We start from the raw sequence: 19911 nt of genomic DNA on the forward strand, positions 1-19911 counted from the left end.
GAACCCCACCCGCCGGGTCTCCCCTAGGCTTCGGCCTTGGCCGGCTCCTTGGGCTCCCAGCACTCGACGCCGGGTCAGCTCCGGCAGCCGGTCCCGGGTGAAGACCAGGTCGAGCCCCTGCTCGCGCTGATCGTTGATTGGCGTTCAGCCCAGCGTTTCGGCGAGGAACCGCCCGGTGTGGCTGTCCTCGATCTCCGCGATGTCCTCGGGCATGCCCTCGGCCAGCAGCAGACCGCCGCCGTTGCCGCCCTCGGGGCCCATGTCCAGGATCCAGTCGGCGGTCTTGACGACGTCCAGGTTGTGCTCGATCACGATCACCGTGTTGCCCTTGTCGACCAGGCCGTTGATCACGCCGAGCAGCTTGCGGATGTCCTCGAAGTGCAGACCCGTGGTCGGCTCGTCGAGGATGTAGACCGTCTTGCCGGTGGAGCGCTTCTGGAGCTCGCTCGCGAGCTTGACGCGCTGCGCCTCACCGCCCGACAGCGTCGGGGCCGGCTGCCCCAGCCGCACGTAACCCAGGCCGACGTCGACCAGCGTCTTGAGGTGCCGGTGGATGGCGTTGATCGGCTCGAAGAACTCGGCGGCCTGCTCGATCGGCATGTCGAGGACCTCGGCGATCGTCTTGCCCTTGTAGTGCACCTCCAGGGTCTCCCGGTTGTACCGGGCGCCCTTGCACACCTCGCACGGGACGTAGACGTCGGGCAGGAAGTTCATCTCGATCTTCAGCGTGCCGTCGCCCGCGCACGACTCGCACCGGCCGCCCTTGATGTTGAACGAGAACCGGCCCGGCTGGTAGCCGCGCACCTTCGCCTCGGTGGTGGCCGCGAACAGCTTGCGGATGTGGTCGAACACGCCGGTGTAGGTGGCCGCGTTGGACCGCGGTGTGCGACCGATCGGCGACTGGTCGACCTGCACCAGCTTGTCGACGTGCTCCAGGCCCTTGACCCGGGTGTGCCTGCCGGGAACCTGCCGCGCACCGTTGAGCTTGTTCGCCAGCACCGACGCGAGGATGTCGTTGACCAGGGTCGACTTCCCCGAACCGGACACGCCGGTGACCGCGGTCAGCAGACCCAGCGGGAAGGAGACGTCGATCTTGCGCAGGTTGTGCTCGCGCGCGCCGACCACGGTCAGCTGCCGCTTGCGGTCCGGGACCCGGCGCTCGGTGGGAACCGGGATCTCCTTGCGCCGGGCCAGGTACGCGCCGGTCAGCGACTCCTTGTTCTTCAGCAGCTCCTTGTAGGGACCGCTGTGCACGACCTTGCCGCCGTGCTCACCGGCACCGGGACCGATGTCGACCACCCAGTCGGCGCTGCGCACGGTGTCCTCGTCGTGCTCGACGACGATGAGCGTGTTGCCGAGGTCGCGCAGCCGGCTCAGCGTCTCCAGCAGGCGGTGGTTGTCGCGCTGGTGCAGCCCGATCGAGGGCTCGTCGAGCACGTAGAGCACACCGACCAGGCCGGAACCGATCTGCGTGGCCAGCCGGATGCGCTGCGCCTCGCCGCCGGAGAGGGTGCCCGCCGCGCGGTCCAGCGACAGGTAGTCCAGGCCGACGTCGAGCAGGAAGCCCAGCCGGGCCTGGATCTCCTTGAGCACGGCACCGGCGATCATCTGCTCGCGCGGACCCAGGACCAGCGCGTTGAGGAACTCCGCGCAATCGGCCACGCTCAGCGCGCTGACGTCGGCGATGGAGAGCTCGTCGTGCTCGTTCTCCATGGTCACGGCCAGGATCTCGGGCTTGAGGCGGGTGCCGTCGCAGGCCGGGCACGGCACGTCGCGCATGTAGCCCTCGTACTTCTCGCGCGCGTAGTCCGACTCGGTCTGCTCCAGCCGCCGCTCCAGGAACGGGATGACGCCCTCGTAGCTGGCGTAGTAGGAGCGGGTGCGGCCGTAGCGGTTGCGGTAGCGCACGTGCACCTGGTCGTCGGTGCCGTGCAGCACCGCCTTCTTGACCTTGGTGGGCAGCTGGCGCCACGGGGTGTCCATCCGGAACCCGATGGCCTCCGACAGGGACGTCAGCAACCGGGAGAAGTACTCGGCGGTGTGCCCGCCCGCCCACGGCGCGATCGCGCCGTCGCCCAGCGAGAGGTCTTCGTCGGGCACGACCAGCTCGGGATCGACCTCCTTGCGGATGCCCAGGCCCGCGCACTCGGCGCAGGCGCCGTAGGGCGAGTTGAAGGAGAACGAGCGAGGTTCGAGCTCGTCGACGCCCAGCGCGTGCCCGTTCGGGCAGGCCAGGTTCTCGGAGAACTTGCGCTCGCGGGCGGGATCGGACTCGTCGAGGTCGATGAACTCGACCAGCACCAGCCCGTCGGCGAGCCGCAGCGCGGTCTCGACCGAGTCGGTGAGCCGCTGCTTGGCGCTGGGCTTGACGGTGAGCCGGTCGATGACGACCGCGATGTCGTGCTTCTCCTGCTTCTTGAGCTTCGGCGGCTCGTCCAGCGGGTGCACGACGCCGTCCACGCGGGCGCGGGCGTAGCCGGAGGAGCGCAGCTGCTCGAAGAGGTCGACGTACTCGCCCTTGCGTCCGCGCACGACCGGAGCCAGCACCTGGAACTTGGCCCGCTCGGGCATCTCCAGGACCTGGTCGACGATCTGCTGCGGGGTCTGCTTGCTGATCGCCTCGCCGCAGGTCGGGCAGTGCGCCTTGCCCGCGCGGGCGTAGAGCAGCCGCAGGTAGTCGTAGACCTCGGTGATGGTGCCCACCGTGGACCGGGGGTTGCGGCTGGTGGACTTCTGGTCGATCGACACCGCCGGGGACAGGCCCTCGATGAAGTCCACGTCGGGCTTGTCCATCTGACCGAGGAACTGCCGGGCGTAGGCGGACAGCGACTCCACGTAGCGGCGCTGCCCCTCCGCGAAGATGGTGTCGAAAGCCAAGCTCGACTTGCCCGAGCCGGAAAGCCCGGTGAACACGATCAGGCTGTCCCGGGGCAGGTCGAGGTCGATCCCGCGCAGGTTGTGCTCACGGGCGCCGCGAACGACGAGGCGGTCAGCCACGGTGATCCCTTCGAAAAAGTTCTGGTGTTGCGCGAGCGCGCGCCGACTGCGAGCGGCCGCCTGCTTCAGGCAGCGGGACCGCCGGCGCGGCATCGGGTCGCGACGTTGCGACGTCCATGCTATTCGGGGCCACCGACAGTCTCGGACCGACGGCGTCCGGTACCGAGCACCTTCCCCGGCCGTCACCCCAACGTGTGAGATGTTGCGTGATCCGGCGGTGGCTGCCCCCTCACGACGATACGCAAAGTCGCCCGCATGGGGCACTGTCCCCGACGTGTCCTGCACCTTTACGCTCAAGACTTCACGTTCTCCGCAAATTCGACCCTCCCCTCTCCCCCACGTGAGGTAGAGCCATGGCTGACATCGTTCTCGGTACCGGCCGATGGTCCGCTGCCGCCCTGGCAGACGAGGTCGCGAACCGGCGAGCCGCCGTCCGGCACGCCACCGAGGTCCTGGTGCGCTCCGCGTCCGGGCTCGACGAGATCTCGGTCCGACAACCCAGCCTGCTGCCGGGCTGGAGCCGATCGCACGTGCTCACCCACCTGGCCCGCAACGCCGATGCCTGCTGCAACCTCCTGCTGTGGGCTCGGACCGGCATCGAGCACCCGATGTACGCCAGCCGCGACGACCGCGACCAGGCCATCGAGGAAGGCGCCTCGCGCAGCCACCAGCTGCTGATGGAGGATCTGGTCGCCTCCAGCGACCGGTTCTTCGTGGCGGCTCGGGACCTGCCCGACTCCGACTGGACGGCCGAGGTCACCCTCTCCGGGGGCGACGTCATCCCCGCGCTGCACGTCCTGCGGCTGCGGCTGCTGGAGGTCTGGGTGCACCTGGTCGACCTCGACCACGACGTGGACTTCGCCGACATCCCCCTCGCGGACGCCGAGATCGTGCTGGAGGACGTGGTGCAGCCCTTCGGCGGGCGGCCGGACGTGCCCGCGCTGACGCTGGATGTCGACTTCGGCCATCACCACCGCCGTTGGGACCTGCGCGGCACCACGTCGCGACCGGCGGCCGTCTCCGGCGAACCCGGTCCGATGCTGGGCTGGCTGCTCGGTCGCACGGGCCCCGGTGAGCTGCGCGGCGACGCACCCGAACTGCCCGACTGGATGTGAGCCCGATCTTCCGGCCGGTGCCGGGTCGCGGGCGTTAGGCTCACGGGCGTGGAGCTTCAAGCTGAGTACACCGGACACGTGGAGCCCGGCGGCGCGGCCGCGCGCCGGGACCTGGACGCGCTGACCATCACCAAGATCTCGGTCGGCCCGATGGACAACAACGCCTACCTGCTGGTGTGCAAGAGCACCGGGGACGCGTTGCTGGTGGACGCGGCCAACGACCCCGAACGGCTGAGCGACCTGCTCGGTCACGACGAGCGTCGCCCCCGGCTGCGCACCATCGTCACCACCCACCAGCACGGCGACCACTGGCAGGCGCTGGGCGCGGTGGCAGGCGCGACCGGCTGCTTCACCGTGGCGCACCCCGCCGACGCCGACGAGCTGCCGGTGCCGCCGGACCGCCTGGTCGAGCACGGCGACACCATCGCGGTCGGCGACTCGGAGCTGTCGGTGATCCACCTGCGCGGGCACACCCCGGGCTCGATCGCCCTGGTCTACCGGGACCCGGCGGGTCACCCGCACCTGTTCACCGGCGACTCGCTGTTCCCGGGCGGGGTGGGCCGCACGACCTCGCCGGAGGACTTCAAGTCGCTGGTCGACGACGTGGAGACCCGGGTCTTCGGCGAACTGCCGGACGACACCTGGTTCTACCCGGGCCACGGCGACGACTCCACCCTCGGCGCCGAGCGCCCCAAGCTCGCCGAGTGGCGCGAACGCGGCTGGTGATCGGCAGCGGGGGAAGTTCCCGGTGGGGACTTCCCCCGAGCCCGGTGTGCGCCCCGATGTCGCTGCGGTCGTCGGAGCCCCCGCCTACTCTGGCTTCCGGGAGCGCGAGCACCGGAGGTCGTCGTGAGCGAGGCCGTGAAGCTGGACATCGGGGGCACCGAGGTGTCGGTGTCACATCCGGACAAGGTGTTCTTCAAGACCCGCGGTGAGACCAAGCTGGACCTCGTGGACTACTACCGGGCGGTGGCCGGCCCGCTCCTGAGCACCCTCGGCGGTCGCCCGCTGCTGATGGAGCGTCATCCCGACGGGGCGAGCGGCAAGTCGTTCTTCCAGAAGCGGGTGCCCGCCTCTGCTCCGGAGTGGCTGCGCACGACCGTGGTCGAGACTCCCAACGGCACGACGAGCGACGCCCTCGTGGCCGCCGACCTCGCGCACGTCGTCTGGGCGGTCAACATGGGCTGCCTGGGCTTCCACGTGTGGCCCTACCAGGCCGGGCAGCCGGAGATCATCGACGAGCTGCGCATCGATCTCGACCCCTCGCCCGGAGTCGGCTTCACCGAGGTGTGCGAGACCGCGGCGCTCACCCGCGACTTCCTCCGCGAGGACGGCATCGACGTGCGGCTGAAGACCTCCGGCTCACGCGGCCTGCACCTCTACGTCCCGCTGCGTCCCGAGTGGGACAGCTACCGGGTCCGGGCCGCGGCCGTGGCGCTGGCGCGCGAGCTCGAACGCCGCCACCCCGATCTGATCACCGCCAAGTGGTGGAAGGAGGAGCGGGGTCGGCGCGTCTTCGTCGACTTCAACCAGAACGCCCCGCACAAAACGGTTTTCGGCGCCTGGTGCGCCCGGCCCCGAGTGGGCGGGCAGGTGTCCACACCGATCGCGTGGGACGAGCTGGACGGCGTCGACCCGGACCAGCTGACCATCGCCACGGTGCCCGGCCGGCTCGCCGAGCGCGGTGACCCGTGGGCCGACACCCGGCCGCAGTCGATCGACCCGCTGCTGGAACGCTACGACCGGGACATCGCCGCCGGAGCGCAGGACGCGCCCTGGCCGCCGGTGTACCCGAAGCAGCCGAACGAGCCGCCCCGGGTGGCACCGAGCCGAGCCAAGCGCGACTGACCGAGAACCGTTTCCTTGCAGCAGATTTCGCTAGACCGACATGCGCGGGACCTCGCGGACCGCCGCAGCCACCCGGCGGGCCTCGGAATGGCAGTCACCGCAGGTCTGCCAGAGCCACGCCTCCTTGGTCGCGTCGGCCACGACCTCCTGGCTGCACAAGGTGCTGACGAGCATGCCGCTCGGGTAGGCGTTGCCCCACGGCCGCTTGTCCAGGCTCGCGTGCCGTCTTCCGTCCGCCGGCACCCAGTGAAACGGATACATCGCTGCGCACATCCCCCTCTTGCCTGCTCCGATCGGCGTTTCCGCGTCGCGGAACGAAAATCGCGACGAAACCCATCCGGGTTCCGAAGCGACCTCGATCAAGACGAGACCAATGCTCATGGTCTCGGGACCACTGCGGCAATTCCCCGAACGGATGACGCCATTCAGCGCACACGTCGGTGCGTAATCAGGTAGTCACGCAGACGACGACCCAGGGTGCCGTTCGATTCCGCACCTGAAATAAGCTGTGGTGCATGAGCGAGACCACTCCGGCACCGCGGGCATACGTTCTCGGTGCGGAAATCCGGGACGCGAGATCGCGTTCCGGTCTCGGGCTGCGCCAATTAGCCGGACGTCTCGACGTTTCGCACTCCGTCGTGGTCCGCTGGGAGCGCGGCGAACGAGTGCCGTCGACCGAATCCGTCTCGGCCGTGTGCGCGGTGCTGGGCCTGTCGAGCCCGGCTCGCGATCGGCTGCTGCGGCTCACCCGCGAGGCGCAGGCGGAACCACCCAACTCGGTGTCGGTCGGGTCAGTCGGTGAGGCCGATCAGCTCACCGCGCTGCTGGAGTTCGAACGGATCGCCACAGCGATCACCGACGTCTCCCCGATCCTCATCCCCGGTCTGCTGCAGACCACCGACTACGCGCGCGCGATCATGGGCACCGGCATCCCGGAGCACGAGGTCTCCACCCGCGTGGCGGTCAGGCACGGCCGGCGCGAGGTCATCACCCGCCACCAAGAACCCGTGCGGTACACGGCTTTCCTGCTCGAATCGGTGCTGCACCAGCCCATAGGCGGCCGGGCCGTGCTGATCGACCAGCTGCGGCACGTCCGCGACATGAGCGCCCGCGACAACATCGACATCCGGATCATCCCGCTGTCCGCGGGATGGACCCCTGCGCACGCCGGACCCTTCGTGCTCCTCGAGTTCGCCAAGGCCTCTCCCGTCGTGCACCTCGAACACCACAGGTCCAGCGCGTTCCTGCGCGATCCCGGCGACGTGACGGCTTTCGTCAAGGCCGGGAGGGACCTGGGGCAATTCGCGATGAGCAGCGACGACTCGGTTCGCCTCGTCGACGAGATCATCCACCGGGAGGAGACAACACCGTGACGTTGCTGCAGTCGCCGGTCGGTTGGCGCAAGTCCAGCCGAAGCAGCCAGGAGACCAATTGCGTCGAGGTCGGCCGCGTGTTCGGCGGGGCCGCCGTGCGCGACACCAAGGACCGCGCAGGGGGCCTCTTAACCGCCAATTCCGCTCAGTGGCGCTATTTCGTCAGAGCGATCAAAACGGGTCGCTTCGACAGATAGACCGCCGCCTCGATTCGCCCTCTGGGGGACGAAAACCGGGGAGCGTTCCGCCGGGGGCGGAGCGCTCCTGATTCATGCGCGCGGTCAGACCAGCTGCTCGGCCACCAGGCGGGCGGCGTCGGCCAGCAGCGCGTTGTTCGCGGTGTCGTGCTCGCGGGGACGACCGGTGAGCAGCGAGATGACGATCGGCGTTCCGGTGTCGGTCCAGGTCACGGCGATGTCGTTGGCCACTCCGTAGGCGCTGCCGCCACCGGTCTTGTCCGCCGTGCGCCAGCCGGCCGGAACCCCGGCGCGGATCCGGGCGGCGCCGGTGGCGCTCCCGAGCATCCAGCCGGTGAGCCGGTCGCGTTCCGCCGGGCCGAGCGCATCGCCGAGCAGCAGGCGCTGCAGGCCGTCGCCCAGCGCCCTGGGCGTGGAGGTGTCGCGCTCGTCGCCGGGGATGGCGGTGTTGAGCTCGATCTCCCAGCGGTCCAGGCGCGTCATCGGATCGCCGATGGCGCGCGCGAACTCCGTGATGGCCTGCGGGCCACCGAGTTCGCGCAGCATCAGGTTGGCGGCGGTGTTGTCGGAGTGCTGCACCGCGGCCGCGCACAGCTCGCCGACCGTCATGCCGGTGTCCACCCGGGTCTCGGTGATCGGCGAGTTCTTCACGAGCTGGCCGGCGTCGTAGCGGATGACGCGCTCGAAGTAGCCGCCGGCGAGCCCGTGGGCGCGCAGCAGGGCCGCCGACGCGTAGACCTTGAAGGTCGAGCACAGCGCGACGCGCTCGTCGGCGCGGTGTGCGGCGGTCCGCCCGGTGGCGACGTTGCGCGCGAACAACCCCAGGCGCGCGTCGTAGCGACGTTCCAGCTCGGCCCACACCGGGTCGGGCCGGGGAGCGGCCGCGATCGGCGCGGCGGACGGGGTGCTCGGCGCGCAAGCGGCCACCGGCGCGGCCAGCAACGCCGCCAGAACCGCCCGGCGACCCACGCGGATGTCATTGTGCTGCAATTGATTTCCCTCCAGAAGTGCCGATGCCCCCAATCAAGCAGCCGACCGCTGATAGCGCCAATAAGAACCGGACCGACTCCCGATAGCGCATCGATATCGCCCCAGCACGAGCCGTCGCCGAAGCCGGGAGAGCTCCCGAAAAATTCTTCCGACGCCCACTTCCGGATGCCTGCTCAGCGCAGGTCCGAGTCCGAAACGACCGGACGAAGGGGACCTCGACCACCGGCGGTCGCGCCGAAGACCGGCCGCGCTAGAGACGACCGGAGCGCAGGTCCGTCACGGCGACCCGGGCGCACTCGGCGATCGCGGCGTCCACCCGCGGGAGCGACGGGTCCGCGCGCGCCGCGAGCGTGAAGACCGCCACCGCCACCGGCGCCTCGCCGTCGAACTCCACCACCGAGACCTCGTTGCGGACGGCACCGATCGTGCCCGTCTTCCCCGAGACGCGAACCCCCTGGAACGGGAATCCCGCCCGGACCCGGTGCATCCACGCCTGCTGGCCGAGCAGCCTGCGGACGAACGCGCACTGCTGCGGCGAGGCGACCGCGTCGGCCCAGATCAACTCCATCAGCCGGGTCATCTCGCGGGGTGTGGTGGCGCTGGCGTAGGACGGGTCGTAGGCGCGGAGGGTGCGCGCCTCGTCGTTGTCGGCCAGCAGGGCGAACGCCTCGGAAGCGCTGGTGGCGCCCATCTCGCGGGTCAGCGCGGCGTGCGCGTCGGCGGTGCCGCCGACGACCCGGGTGCGTTCCAGGCCGAGGTCGGCGAGCGCGGCGGCCAGGGCGTCGAGACCGATGGCACCCAGGATGACGTCCGCGGCGGCGTTGTCGGACACCGCGATCATCGAGGCCGCGAGGTCGCGCCAGGACATCCGCACCGGGTCCTGGAAGGTCGACACCCCGGTCGGGCCGGGCGTGCAGGAACCGGGGTCGAGCCGGATGGCTTCGCGCGGGTCGAGGGTTCCCGCGTCGAAGGCGCGGGCCAGCGCGACCAGCAGCGGGAGCTTGTAGACCGAGGCGGTGACCACGAGCTCGTCGGCGCCGAAGCCGAGTTCGTGACCACTTCCGCCGAGCCGGACCGCGTGCACCCAGCCCTGCGCGCCCGCGTCGGCGAGCACGTCCCGGATGCGCTGCTCGGCGTTCACGCCAGGTCCCGGAGCGCGACTTCGAGCGCCTCGCACACGTCGGGCTGCGGTGCCGGGTCGGGCCAGACCACCCGGACCCGCAACGCGAGCTCGTCCCCTGCGGCGACGACGGCCACGCCGGGTGCGCGCACCTCGGGGTCGGTGCTGAGCGCGAACGCGCGTCCGGCGGCGACGGCGCTGAGCGCGTCGCGATCACCGGGCGCGGGCAGGAACTCGGGGTCGAGGCCGCGCTCCCGGAGGGTGTCCACGAGCAGGTCGAAGGCCGCGGTGCCGTGGGCGCGCGGAGCGGTGGCGCAGAGCAGCCCGCGCAGCGCGCGGATCGAGGGCTTCTCGGCCGCCGGGTGGTCGGCGGGCACCAGCAGTCGGCGCGGGATCTTGACCACCGAGGAGGTCCGCAGGTCGCCGAGCAGCGCCGGGTGGTGCACGACCGCGCAGTCCAAGCGGCCGCCGGCCACGGCGTCGACCAGGTCGATGGTCGGGGCGGTGCTGACGATGACGGTGCGCGCCGACGGCTCCGCCGCCGCGCCGCGCAGGGCGGCGACGAGACCGGCGACCTGGCGATCTCCGAGGGCGGCGATGACGCCGATGCGCACCGCTCCCCTGTTCTCCCGCTGCCTGCGTGCCGCTTCGGCGAACTCGTCGGCCCCGGCGAGCAGCGTCCGCGCCCTGGGCAGCAGGTCGGCCCCGGCGGTGGTCAACCGCACGCCCCGAGATCCCCTGGTCAGCAGGGTGACGCCGAGCCGGTTCTCCAGCCGCTGCACGCCCTGGGACAGCGGCGGCTGGGTCATGCCGAGGCGGTCGGCCGCGTGCCCGAAGTGGCCTTCCTCGGCGACCGCGACGAAGAACCGGAGATGACGCAGGAGGTCCACACCACCGATCCAAGCACAGGGCCCGGAACGCGATGCGCGCTCCGGGCCCCTGCTGCGTCTTCTCCCCGCGGAACGACCACAGCGGCAGAAGAACTCAGGGTGAGTGGTACAGGGCGCTGCCCTTGACGTACTCCTCCCACGGGACGGTCCAGTCCCAGATGTCGCCGTCGGCCGGGGTGAGCGGTTTGGTCGACCCGACGATCTCCACCGGGTCTCCGATCTGCGTGAACTCCAGGAACCACCTGCCGTCGGTGCTGGAGAGGTTGACGCAGCCGTGGGTGACGTTGCTCGACCCCTGCGCGCCCGTGCTCGCCGTGTTGGTGTGCACGTACTCGCCGTTGTTGGAGATCCGGACCGCGTTGGGCAACACCTCGTCGTAGGCGCCCGCGCTTCCCTGGGCAGGCCCGCCCCAGCTCCAGGAGTTCATCCGCACCGAGTCGTGCCGCTCGGTGGCGACGTGGATGCCGTGCTGGGTCGGGTACGCCGACTGGCCGTAGGAGGCGTCCATCTTCCTGATCTCCTGGCCGTCCTGGTAGACGGTGAAGGTGTGGGCGTTGACGTCGCCGACGGAGCGCTGGTCGCGGCCGACGGTGAAGTTCGATTCGAAGTTCTTGTCGCCCATCACGCCGGCGCCGGTGTCGATGCCGTAGAGGTCGGCGCGCACCTTCACCTGGGTGCCCGCCTTCCAGTAGTCCTTGGGCCGCCAGTTGACCTGGTTGTCGGAGTACCAGTTGAACGAACCCTCGGTGGGCACGGAGGTCTCGACCTTCAGGCGGCGTTCGACGGCGGCGCGGTCCTTGACCGGCTTGTCGAAGTAGATCGAGACCGGCATCGCGATGCCGACGGTGTCTCCGTCGGTGGGCCGGGTGCGCTCGACGTTGACGATGTCGGTGGGGGTGGCGGTGGTGAACGTCGAGTTCAGCGGGATCGACGGCACGCCGTCCTGGTCGTGGGCGACGGCGTGCACCTGGTAGGTGGTGCCGAAGGCCAGCGGCGAGTCGATCGTCCACTTGTGACCGCTGCGGTCGATCTTGCCCGGAACCGGTGCGCCGTTGGCCGTCACGTTGACCGAGGTCAGCACGCCGCGCTGCGAGTTGAGCTCCAGCGGTTCACTCGGTGACAGCGATGTCGTCCTGTCTGGAACCGAGGTCGTCACCGACGCCTCGGAAACGTCCGGCCCGCACGCCGTCAGCGCGCACGCGACCAGGCTCGCGATGACTAGTTGGCACGCAACTGCCCCCCGCATACCGGCCTCCCCAAGAACCCTGCACCGTCTCGTTGGTAATCAGTAACTGTCCGTGCGGCGAGCGGGGTTCTCAACACGATCAAGCAGCGCGGGGTGGGCGATTCACGGTTCGCCGAGCGGCGTTGTTGACCAGCGCAGTGTCATTCGGCGCCGATGAACGCTCCATCGAGTGGATTGAGCGCAGCGGCGGTTCTATATCGGCTACCCGCAGTCGATCGCAAGCATGACACACCAAGATCATGTAATCCGATCGGTGGACACCATATTTCGTCGTCAGAACCGGTGGCACGCATTGGGGTGAGACCTCCGGTCTGTTTTGCCCGGTATGGCCGGGTTGAACGGGCTTCGATCACGGCCGGTCCGGGACTGCCGGTGCTCAGGGGCCGGGCGGCGAGACGGGCGCCGGGACCGGGTAGCGGATCGCGTGCTGCGAGCCGCGCACCCCGGTGGGGCTGCCCTTGGGCTCGGTGCACGCGAGGTCGTAGTTGGTGGGGCCGTCGGTGGTGTCGGACCCGTGCTTGCGCGGCGTGCCCTCGTACCCCGCGGTGCACGCCGGCGGGTTGAACATGTTGAGCACCAGACCGAGGTGCCCGGTGCCGTCCGGCGAGAGCGTGTGGGTGAACGCCGAGATCATCGGCAGCGCGACCAGCGTCTGCTCCAGCGCGGGACCGCGCACGCTGGTCAGCTGCGTGGTGGTGAGCAGGTTGGCGGCCACGATGCCGAAGTCGGTCCCGATCGAGCGCGTGAGCTCCTGCACCTCGGTGGCCGCGCCCGGCGCCTCCTGGATGGTCTTGCGCAGGTCGGGGTCGGACTGCTTGAGCTGCCCGGAGATCTGCCGCAGCCCGGTGCTGAACTCGGTGAGGTTCTGCGCCTGCTCCTGCTGGGTGCGCAGGACGACGTCGCTGTTGTCCAGCAACCCCGTGGTCTGCGGCAGGTTCTGCTGCGCGGCGGTGGTGAAAGAGCTGGTGGTGTCGAGCAGCTTCTGCAGGTGGGAGCCGGTTCCGTCGAAGGCGGTCCCGACCTCGGTGACCACCGTCCGCAGCTTGTCGGTCGGCACTCCCGCGACCAGCCGGTCGACGTTGACCAGCAGCGACTCGGGCGCGGGTGGGATGGAGGTGCGCTCGATGGGGATGACCGACCCCTCCTCCAGGAAGGGCCCGCCGCGGTGCTGCGGCTGAAGGTCGATGTACTGCTCGCCGACTGCCGAGCGGTTGGCGACCACGGCGCGGGCGTCGGCGGGGATCTGCGGAGCGCCGTCGTTGATGTGCAGGTCGGCGGCCACGCCCTCGTGGGTCAGCCGCAGCGCGGTGACCCGGCCGACGGCCACGCCGCGGTAGCTGACCTCGGAGTTGGTGAACAGCCCGCCGGATTCGGGCAGCTGCACCGACACCGGGTAGCCGTTGGAGCCGAACAGCCGGTCCAGCCCGGCGTAGCGACCGCCGACGAAACCCACGCCGACAACCGCGATGACCAGGAACAGCGCCAGCTGCACCTTCACCTTGCGCGCCATCATCAGGAACCTCCTCCGGACGGTCCCGGCAGCAACCCGCCGTCCGGCTGCGTTCCGGGGATCGGCAGCGGCGGCAACGCCGGCACGCCGGGCGGCAGCGGGATGTTGGCACCGGACTGGCCGGAATCGGTGAGGCCCGGGATCGGGATGGGCGGCCCGGAGGACCGCGCGAAGTTCTCGTAGAGCGCGGACAGGTCCAGGTCGATGAGCACGTCGGTGTTCACGAAGTCGCCCTTGAGCGGAACCATCGCGTACTCCGGGAACGGGTAGGTCGACAGGAACGCCATCGCCTTGGGCAGGTCGGTGCCGGTCTTGGCGAGCTGCTGCAGCGTGGGAGCGAGCGCGTGCAGGTCGGCCACCAGGTCTTCGCGGCTGGCTTCGATGGTCCCGGTGGCCGTGCCGGAGAGCTTGTCCAGCGATTGCAGCATCCCGACCAGCTGACCCCGCTGGGCCTCGATCTCGCGCAGACCCGGGGAGAGCCCGTCGAGGGCGGTGTTGATGTTGCCGGTCTGCTCGCGCAGGTTCGCCGAGAGCCGGTTGAGACCGTCGAGGGCCTTGGTGATCTCGCCGCGCTGACCGTCGAGCCGGGTGACCACGTCGTTGACGTTGCCCAGCAGCGAGCGGATCTCCTCCTCGTTGCCGGTGAACGCCTTGTTGAGCTCCTGCACGATGGTCTGCAACTGCTCGATGCCGCCGCCGTTGAGCAGCAGCGACACCGCGCCGAGCACCTCCTCGATCTGCGGGTTGCGGTTGGTGCGGTCCAGCGGGATCACCGCGCCGTCGGCGAGCTTGCCGGTGGCGTTGTCAGGCGGTGGTGCGAGTTCGACGAACTTCTCCCCCAGCAGGCTCGACTGGCGCAGCCGCGCGTAGGCGTTGGCGGGCAACCGCACGTCGCCGTTGACCCGCAAGGTCACCATCGCGGTCGTGTTGTCGGCGCTGAGGTCGATGCGGTCGATGCGCCCGACCGCCACGTCGTTGACCTTCACGCTGGCCTGCGGCACCAGGTCCAGCACGTCGTGGAAGTGCGCGGTCACCGCGTAGGGGCGGTCGCCGAGCTCGGCGCCACCGGGCAGCGGCGTGTTGTAAAGACCGGTGAAACCGGCTGGGCCGCAACCGGACACCAGCAGCAGCGACAGGGAGCCTGCCAGCAGCGCGCACCGCCTGGCCGTCATGGCGTCCCCGCCCCTCGCTTCATCGCGTCCACCAGCGGCAGCGGCACCGGGTTCTCGCCCTTGCCGAGCTGGTCCGGGACGTCGCCCGCGCCGGTCTGGATCTTGCCCAGCACGTCGGCGACCGACGGCAGCGGCGCCAGGCCCTCGACGACGGGGTTGAGCTTCTCGCAGGTGTCGCGCAGCGACTGCGGAACGGGCTCGGGAAGCGGCGTGACGTTGGCGATCAGCCTGCACACCAGCAGGATCGGCGGCTGCGCGAGCTCCTGCGGGTTCCAGCGGGAGGCCACGCTGCCGGACGCCGAGTCGTAGGCGTTGATGAAGTTGGTGGTGGCCAGCGGCATCAGGTCCAGCACCTCGGCCAGCGCTTCCCGCTGGTCGACCAGCGCCTGGGTGACGCCGGTGAGGTTGCGGACGTTGGAGGACATGTGGTCGCGGTTGTCGTGGACGAAGCGCTGGACGTCGTCGAGCGCGATCGCCAGCGAGTGCAGCGAGGTGCCCAGCTGCTCGCGCTCGGAGGCGAGGTAGCCGGTGGTGTCGGCCATCCGCCCGTAGAGCTCGCGGATCTGCTTGTCGCTCTGGGCGAGCGTGCCGGTGAACTGGTTGAGGTTGTCCACCGTGGCGAACAGGTCGTCCTGGTTCTCCGACAGGGTCGTGGAGAGCTCGCCGAGCCGTTTGATGGTGGTGTTGAGGTCCTGGCCGTTCCCGTCCACCGTGGCCGCTGTGGTGTTGAGGACGTCGTTGAGCGCGCCTTCGCGGTTGGCACCGTCCGGGCCGAGCGCGGTCGACAGGGCGTTGACGCTCTTGTAGAGCTCGTCGAGTTCGGCGGGGGTCGCGGTGCGCTTGCGGTCGAGGACCGCACCGGAGGCCATCACCTCGCCCTGCGTGTACGCGGGGGTGAGCTGCACGTAGCGGTCGCTGACCAGGCTGGGCGCGACGACCACGGCGTTGGCGTCGGCGGGGATGTTCACCCCGTCGTCGACGTGCATGTCGACCCGCACCACCGGCCCTTCGGGCGTCACGGTGTCGATCTGGCCGACCTTGACGCCGAGCACGCGCACGCTGGAACCGGCGTAGAGGCCGACGGCCTTGTCGAAGTAGGCGGTGATGGTGGTGCCGCCGGCCGACAGCGTCCACCACAGCGCCCCGGCGGTGACCAGGGCCAGCGCGCACAGCACGGCGATCGTGCGGGTGAGCCTGCTCATCGGCCGCCTCCCTCGGGAACCGGGAGCTCGCACTCGGGGGTGTTGGTCTGGATCGGGCCGGCGTGGATCGGCGGCGGCAGCAGGCCGCAGAAGTAGCCCTCGAACCAGCGGCCGTTGCTGATGGTGTTGTTGAAGCCGCGCACGTAGGGCTGGAGCGCGCCGACGGCCCTGTTCAGGTTGTCCTGGTTGCGCTTGAGCATCGCGGTGAGCTGGTCGAGCTGGTCGAGGGCGGGCTTCATCTGCTCCTGGTTGTCGGCGACCAGGCCGCGCAGCTGCCGCGAGAGGTTCTCGGTGCCCACCAGCAGTCCGCTGATCGCCTGCTTGCGGGCCTGCACCTCCGACAGCAGCAGGTTGCCGTCGGAGACGAGCTTGCTGACCTGCTGGTCGCGGTCGGCGACGATGCCGGAGACGTTGCTGGCGTTGTGCATCAGGTCGGCGAGCTGCTGGTCCCGGGAGGCGATGGTCTGCGAGAGCTGGGACAGGCCGTTGACGGCCTGATCCATGTGCTGCGGCGCGCCGCGCATGGTGTCGGACATGACCCGGAAGCTCTCGGCGAGCTTGCCGCTGTCGAGCTGCCCGGTGGTCTGCGTCAGCTGGTCGATGGCGTCGGGGATGTCGAACGGAGAACTGGTGTTGCGCACCGGGATCGGTTCGGACAGCTCCTCGTCGCCTGCCGGCCGCAGGCCGACGAACTTCTCGCCGAGCAGCGTCTTGATCTGGATGTCGGCGCTGGTTCGGTCACCGATCTCGCGTCCGTCCACTGTGAACGACACCAGCACCCGATTGCCTTCCAGCGACACGTCGTCGACCTCGCCGACCTTCACCCCGGCGATCTGCACCTCGTTTCCCGGCTCCAGCCCGGCGGATTCGGCGAAGTAGGCCGAGTAGGAGTTGCCGGAGCCGATCAGCGGCAGGTCCTTGGCGGAGAACGCCGTCAGCGTCCCGACCACCAGCAGCGCGATCGTGACGAGGCCGACGGTGACCTGGTTGCGGGCCCGTAGTGGTTTCATCGGCATCTCTCCGGCAACTGGGTCGTCGGCACGGGCAGGAGCGGGAGGTTGATGTTGAGCTGGTCGATGCGGATGTTGCCGCTGACCTGGCACGAGTAGTAGTTGAACCAGCCGCCGTAGCTGACGGTCCGGGTCAGCCGGTCCAGCCGCCCCGGCATGGTCTGCAGCGTGTGGTCCAGCAGCGGCAGGTCCTCGTTGAGCAGCCCGGTGACGTCGCGCAGCGCCGCGATGTCCTGCTGCAGCGGCGGTCTGGCCTGTTCGACGAGCCCGGCGGTGGTGTTGGTCAGCTCGTCGAGAGCGCCGATGGCTTCGCCGACCGGCTTGCGCTGCTCGGAGAGCCCGGTGGTCAGCCGCTGCAGCGCGTCGATGAGCTCGGCCAGTTGAGGCCCGCGTTCGTTGACGTTGCCCAGCACGGCGTTGAGGTTGTCGATGACCTGACCGATGACCTCGTCCTTCTTCGCCAGCGTCCCGGTCAGCGAGGCGGTGTGCGCCAGCAGGCTGTCGACGGTTCCGCCTTCGCCCTGCAGCACCTTCACCAGTTCGCCGGAGAGCTGGTTGACGTCCTCCGGGTTGAGCGCCTGGAACAGCGGTTTGAAGCCGTTGAACAGCGCGGTGAGGTTCAACGCCGGGTGGGTGCGCTCCAGCGGGATCTCGCCGCCGGGCCGCAGCACGTCGGACGGATCGCGCAGCGGCGCGTCCAGCGCGAGGTAGCGCTGACCCGCGATGTTGCGGAACTTCACGGTGGCCTGGGCGTCGCGCGGCAGCTTCCGGGCGCTGTCGACGTCGAAGCGCACCAGCGCGTGGTCCGCGTCGTCGACTTCGAGCTCGGTGACCCTGCCGACCTTGACCCCGGCGATGCGCACGTCGTCGCCCTCGCCGAGACCGGAGGCGTCGGCGAAGCGCGCGGTGTACTCGTGGGCGTCGCCGGAGGAGTTGGCGGCGATGGTGGACACCAGGATCCCGGTCAGGGTCAGCGTGACCGCCACGAAGGCGATCAGCTTGATCAGCGGCGCGGTGATCGACCTCATCGCACGGTCACCTCCGCGTTCCGGAACAGCGGCCCGACCAGCAGGCTCGTCCAGTCCGGCACGGCCTTGGGCTGGACCTGCAGGCGCGGGGCCATCAGGGCGGCGAGCAGGTCGCGCTCGGGCTGGGAGTTGGCCACCGACGAGCTCGCCGACTGCGGCGAGGTCGACGCCGGCGCCCCGCCGGGCTTCTTCCACGGGAACACCGCGTCGCGGTCCCGCGGCGGCTCCGGCTTGGTGGAGCCGTCGTCGAGCGGTCCGCCCGGCGGGTACTGCGGGAACGTCTCCGGTGCCTCGACGAACGGGTAGCAGCGCGGACCGCGGTGCTCCAGGTTCTTCGGATCGTCCACACCGGGCAGGTACTTGCCGCGGCTGCCGGTGATCTCCAGGGTCATCCGCGCCATGTTCGGGGTGTCGGTTCCCTTGCCGAAGGTGAGATCGGCGTTCTTGCTACCCGCCTGGAACTGCTGGAGCATGCAGGGATATTGCGGCGAGTACTTCGCCAGCAGCTCCAAAGTGGACCGCGAGGTGCCCGCCAGCCGGATGAAGTTGTTGCCGTTGGCCGACAGGAACCGGTCCATCTCACCGCTGGCGCTGGTCAGCGCGCCGGTCATCTGCTGGAGCTGACCGCGCTGCTCGACGACGGTGCGGCTGGTGGTGGTCAGGTCGTTGACCGCCTGCATCAGGTCGGGTGCCGCGTCGGCGTAGTTCTCGGCGACGTCGTCGACCCGGCTGATCACCGATTCCAGCTTCGGCAGCGACGGGTCGAAGTCCTGCAGGTAGCGGTCGAGCTGCACCAGCGTGTCGCCGAGCTGCTCCCCGCGTCCCTCCAGCGCCTGGGAGACGGCGTTGAGGGTGGTGGCGACCTGCTGCGGCTGCACCGCCTGCAGCACCGGCATCAGGTCGCCGAACACCTTCTCGATCTCCATCGCCGAGGCGCTGCGGTCCTGCGGGATGACGTCCCCCGCGCTCAACGTCGCCGACGCCGCTTCCTTCGGGATGTCCAGTGCCACGTAGCGCTCGCCGAACAGGGTTTTCGGCAGCAGCCGCGCGGAGGCGTTGGCCGGGATCATGCCCGCCTTCTCCGGTTGCAGCGCCAGCCTCAGGTCGGCGTGGCCGTTGCCCGCGTCGATGGCGCGCACCTCGCCGACCACGACACCGCGCACCTTGACGTCGGCGCCCGGCATCATCTGGTTGCCGGCGGTGTCGGCGCGCACGGTCACCGCGACGAACCGGGTGAACGCCTTGTTGTACATCCCGATCGTGCCCGCCAGGAACAACCCGGCGACGACCAGGAACGCGATGCCCATCGCCTGGTAGCGGCGTCTGCTGCGCACTTCGATCATCCGGCGATCCGAACCGTCGTGGTCGATCCCCAGATCGCCAGGCTGCAGAAGAAGTCGAGCACGGTCACGAGCACGATCGAGGTCCGCACCGCGCGGCCGACGGCGACGCCCACCCCGGCCGGGCCGCCGCTGGCGGTGTAGCCGTAGTAGCAGTGGGTCAGGATCACCGCGACGCTGAAGACCATGACCTTGCCGAAGGACCACAGCACGTCCTCCGGCGGCAGGAACAGGTGGAAGTAGTGGTCGTAGGTGCCCGCCGACTGCCCGTAGACCCACACCGTGATCTGCCGCGACGCCAGGTAGGAACCCAGCAGCCCGACCACGTAGAGCGGGATGACGGCGGCGACACCGGCCAGCACCCGGCTGGTCACCAGGTACGGAACGCTGCGCACACCCATGACTTCCAGCGCGTCGATCTCGTCGGAGATGCGCATCGCGCCCAGCTGCGCGGTGAACCCGCAGCCGACGGTGGCCGACAGCGCCAGGCCGGCCGACAGCGGCGCCACCTCGCGGGTGTCGAAGTAGGCGGCGATGAACCCGGTGAGCGCGGCGGTCCCGAGCTGGTTCAGCGAGGAGTAGCCCTGGAGGCCGACGACCGCACCGGTGGCCATGGTCATGCCGACCATCACGCCGAGCGTGCCGCCGATGATGGCCAACGCACCGCTGCCGAAGACGACCTCGGTGAGCAGCCGCATCGTCTCCTTGCGGTACTTGGTCAGCGTGACCGGCACCAGAGCCAGGGCGCGCACGTAGAACGAGAGCTGCCAGCCGAGGTTGGCCAGCACATCACCGGGCCGGGAGGCGGCTTTGGCGATGTGGCGCCGCACCGGGGCCGGTGTCGGCGGGGGTGTCGTTTCCAGGACTGCCATC

At 69.9% G+C, this 19911-nt stretch carries 18 protein-coding genes; 5 read left to right on the forward strand and 13 right to left on the reverse strand.

Annotated elements, in window-relative coordinates; all coding sequences use genetic code 11:
- Positions 1–144: 144 nt before the first annotated feature.
- On the reverse strand, positions 145–2997 hold the full coding sequence (uvrA, locus tag AB0J91_RS25480; RefSeq protein WP_363873411.1) for an excinuclease ABC subunit UvrA: 2853 nt from the start codon (positions 2995–2997) through the stop codon (positions 145–147).
- A gap of 353 nt (positions 2998–3350) precedes the next feature.
- Between uvrA and AB0J91_RS25485 the strand changes: the two genes are divergently transcribed.
- The 3 genes from AB0J91_RS25485 to ligD all read left to right on the forward strand — a co-directional run bounded on the left by AB0J91_RS25485 (position 3351) and on the right by ligD (position 5960).
- The gene (locus tag AB0J91_RS25485) at positions 3351–4112 is read left to right on the forward strand and encodes a maleylpyruvate isomerase family mycothiol-dependent enzyme (RefSeq protein WP_363873414.1); all 762 of its coding nucleotides are present in this window, start codon (positions 3351–3353) and stop codon (positions 4110–4112) included.
- 48 nt (positions 4113–4160) lie between these two features.
- Complete coding sequence (locus AB0J91_RS25490; RefSeq protein WP_363873417.1) at positions 4161–4838, forward strand: MBL fold metallo-hydrolase; 678 nt, start codon at positions 4161–4163, stop codon at positions 4836–4838.
- A gap of 123 nt (positions 4839–4961) precedes the next feature.
- A complete protein-coding gene (gene ligD, locus AB0J91_RS25495; RefSeq protein ID WP_363873420.1) occupies positions 4962–5960 on the forward strand; it encodes a non-homologous end-joining DNA ligase in 999 nt (332 codons plus the stop codon).
- A gap of 30 nt (positions 5961–5990) precedes the next feature.
- On the opposite strand, the gene AB0J91_RS25500 is transcribed toward ligD, so the two are convergent.
- Positions 5991–6221, reverse strand: coding sequence for a zinc finger protein (locus AB0J91_RS25500; RefSeq protein ID WP_363793150.1), 231 nt, complete (start codon positions 6219–6221; stop codon positions 5991–5993).
- Between the two features lie 254 nt (positions 6222–6475).
- Here AB0J91_RS25500 and AB0J91_RS25505 point away from each other — a divergent pair, with 254 nt between their 5' ends.
- Positions 6476–7333 carry a helix-turn-helix transcriptional regulator gene (locus AB0J91_RS25505; protein ID WP_363873423.1) on the forward strand — a complete coding sequence of 286 codons (858 nt, stop codon included), beginning with the start codon at positions 6476–6478 and terminating at the stop codon, positions 7331–7333.
- A gap of 2 nt (positions 7334–7335) precedes the next feature.
- Positions 7336–7530: a DUF397 domain-containing protein gene (locus AB0J91_RS25510; protein WP_363793236.1), complete on the forward strand. Its 195-nt coding sequence runs from the start codon at positions 7336–7338 to the stop codon at positions 7528–7530.
- An 84-nt stretch (positions 7531–7614) separates the two neighbouring features.
- On the opposite strand, the gene bla is transcribed toward AB0J91_RS25510, so the two are convergent.
- From bla to AB0J91_RS25565, 11 genes are all read right to left on the reverse strand, one after another.
- Complete coding sequence (gene bla, locus AB0J91_RS25515; RefSeq protein ID WP_363873426.1) at positions 7615–8520, reverse strand: class A beta-lactamase; 906 nt, start codon at positions 8518–8520, stop codon at positions 7615–7617.
- A 250-nt stretch (positions 8521–8770) separates the two neighbouring features.
- Positions 8771–9661, reverse strand: coding sequence for a serine hydrolase (locus tag AB0J91_RS25520; RefSeq protein WP_363873429.1), 891 nt, complete (start codon positions 9659–9661; stop codon positions 8771–8773).
- Complete coding sequence (locus AB0J91_RS25525; RefSeq protein ID WP_363873432.1) at positions 9658–10530, reverse strand: LysR family transcriptional regulator; 873 nt, start codon at positions 10528–10530, stop codon at positions 9658–9660. Before AB0J91_RS25525 ends, AB0J91_RS25520 begins: the two co-directional genes overlap by 4 nt.
- A 94-nt stretch (positions 10531–10624) precedes the next feature.
- The gene (locus AB0J91_RS25530; protein WP_363873435.1) at positions 10625–11776 is read right to left on the reverse strand and encodes an Ig-like domain-containing protein; all 1152 of its coding nucleotides are present in this window, start codon (positions 11774–11776) and stop codon (positions 10625–10627) included.
- Positions 11777–12152: 376 nt separating this feature from the next.
- A complete protein-coding gene (locus AB0J91_RS25535; RefSeq protein WP_363873438.1) occupies positions 12153–13286 on the reverse strand; it encodes an MlaD family protein in 1134 nt (377 codons plus the stop codon).
- Between the two features lie 2 nt (positions 13287–13288).
- The gene (locus AB0J91_RS25540; protein WP_363873441.1) at positions 13289–14458 is read right to left on the reverse strand and encodes an MCE family protein; all 1170 of its coding nucleotides are present in this window, start codon (positions 14456–14458) and stop codon (positions 13289–13291) included.
- Complete coding sequence (locus AB0J91_RS25545) at positions 14455–15660, reverse strand: MCE family protein (protein WP_363873444.1); 1206 nt, start codon at positions 15658–15660, stop codon at positions 14455–14457. Before AB0J91_RS25545 ends, AB0J91_RS25540 begins: the two co-directional genes overlap by 4 nt.
- Positions 15657–16670: an MCE family protein gene (locus AB0J91_RS25550; RefSeq protein WP_363873447.1), complete on the reverse strand. Its 1014-nt coding sequence runs from the start codon at positions 16668–16670 to the stop codon at positions 15657–15659. The genes AB0J91_RS25545 and AB0J91_RS25550 overlap by 4 nt, the downstream gene beginning before the upstream one ends.
- Positions 16667–17698 carry an MCE family protein gene (locus tag AB0J91_RS25555; RefSeq protein WP_363873450.1) on the reverse strand — a complete coding sequence of 344 codons (1032 nt, stop codon included), beginning with the start codon at positions 17696–17698 and terminating at the stop codon, positions 16667–16669. Before AB0J91_RS25555 ends, AB0J91_RS25550 begins: the two co-directional genes overlap by 4 nt.
- Positions 17695–19041 carry an MCE family protein gene (locus AB0J91_RS25560; RefSeq protein ID WP_363873453.1) on the reverse strand — a complete coding sequence of 449 codons (1347 nt, stop codon included), beginning with the start codon at positions 19039–19041 and terminating at the stop codon, positions 17695–17697. Before AB0J91_RS25560 ends, AB0J91_RS25555 begins: the two co-directional genes overlap by 4 nt.
- Entirely contained in the window at positions 19038–19910 is an 873-nt protein-coding gene (locus AB0J91_RS25565; RefSeq protein ID WP_363873456.1) for an ABC transporter permease, read from the reverse strand. Before AB0J91_RS25565 ends, AB0J91_RS25560 begins: the two co-directional genes overlap by 4 nt.
- Between the last annotated feature and the right edge of the window lies 1 nt (position 19911).

This window comes from Saccharopolyspora sp. NPDC049357 (genome assembly GCF_040677225.1).
Lineage (GTDB): Bacteria > Actinomycetota > Actinomycetes > Mycobacteriales > Pseudonocardiaceae > Saccharopolyspora.

Excerpts from the sequence above, each read along its gene's own strand:
- AB0J91_RS25485 (WP_363873414.1), top strand. The coding sequence starts at position 3,351 with ATGGCTGACATCGTTCTCGGTACCGGCCGATGGTCCGCTGCCGCCCTG.
- AB0J91_RS25500 (WP_363793150.1), bottom strand. The coding sequence starts at position 6,221 with ATGTATCCGTTTCACTGGGTGCCGGCGGACGGAAGACGGCACGCGAGC.
- AB0J91_RS25505 (WP_363873423.1), top strand. The coding sequence starts at position 6,476 with ATGAGCGAGACCACTCCGGCACCGCGGGCATACGTTCTCGGTGCGGAA.
- AB0J91_RS25530 (WP_363873435.1), bottom strand. The coding sequence starts at position 11,776 with ATGCGGGGGGCAGTTGCGTGCCAACTAGTCATCGCGAGCCTGGTCGCG.
- AB0J91_RS25535 (WP_363873438.1), bottom strand. The coding sequence starts at position 13,286 with ATGGCGCGCAAGGTGAAGGTGCAGCTGGCGCTGTTCCTGGTCATCGCG.
- AB0J91_RS25540 (WP_363873441.1), bottom strand. The coding sequence starts at position 14,458 with ATGACGGCCAGGCGGTGCGCGCTGCTGGCAGGCTCCCTGTCGCTGCTG.
- AB0J91_RS25545 (WP_363873444.1), bottom strand. The coding sequence starts at position 15,660 with ATGAGCAGGCTCACCCGCACGATCGCCGTGCTGTGCGCGCTGGCCCTG.
- AB0J91_RS25550 (WP_363873447.1), bottom strand. The coding sequence starts at position 16,670 with ATGAAACCACTACGGGCCCGCAACCAGGTCACCGTCGGCCTCGTCACG.
- AB0J91_RS25555 (WP_363873450.1), bottom strand. The coding sequence starts at position 17,698 with ATGAGGTCGATCACCGCGCCGCTGATCAAGCTGATCGCCTTCGTGGCG.
- AB0J91_RS25560 (WP_363873453.1), bottom strand. The coding sequence starts at position 19,041 with ATGATCGAAGTGCGCAGCAGACGCCGCTACCAGGCGATGGGCATCGCG.
- AB0J91_RS25565 (WP_363873456.1), bottom strand. The coding sequence starts at position 19,910 with ATGGCAGTCCTGGAAACGACACCCCCGCCGACACCGGCCCCGGTGCGG.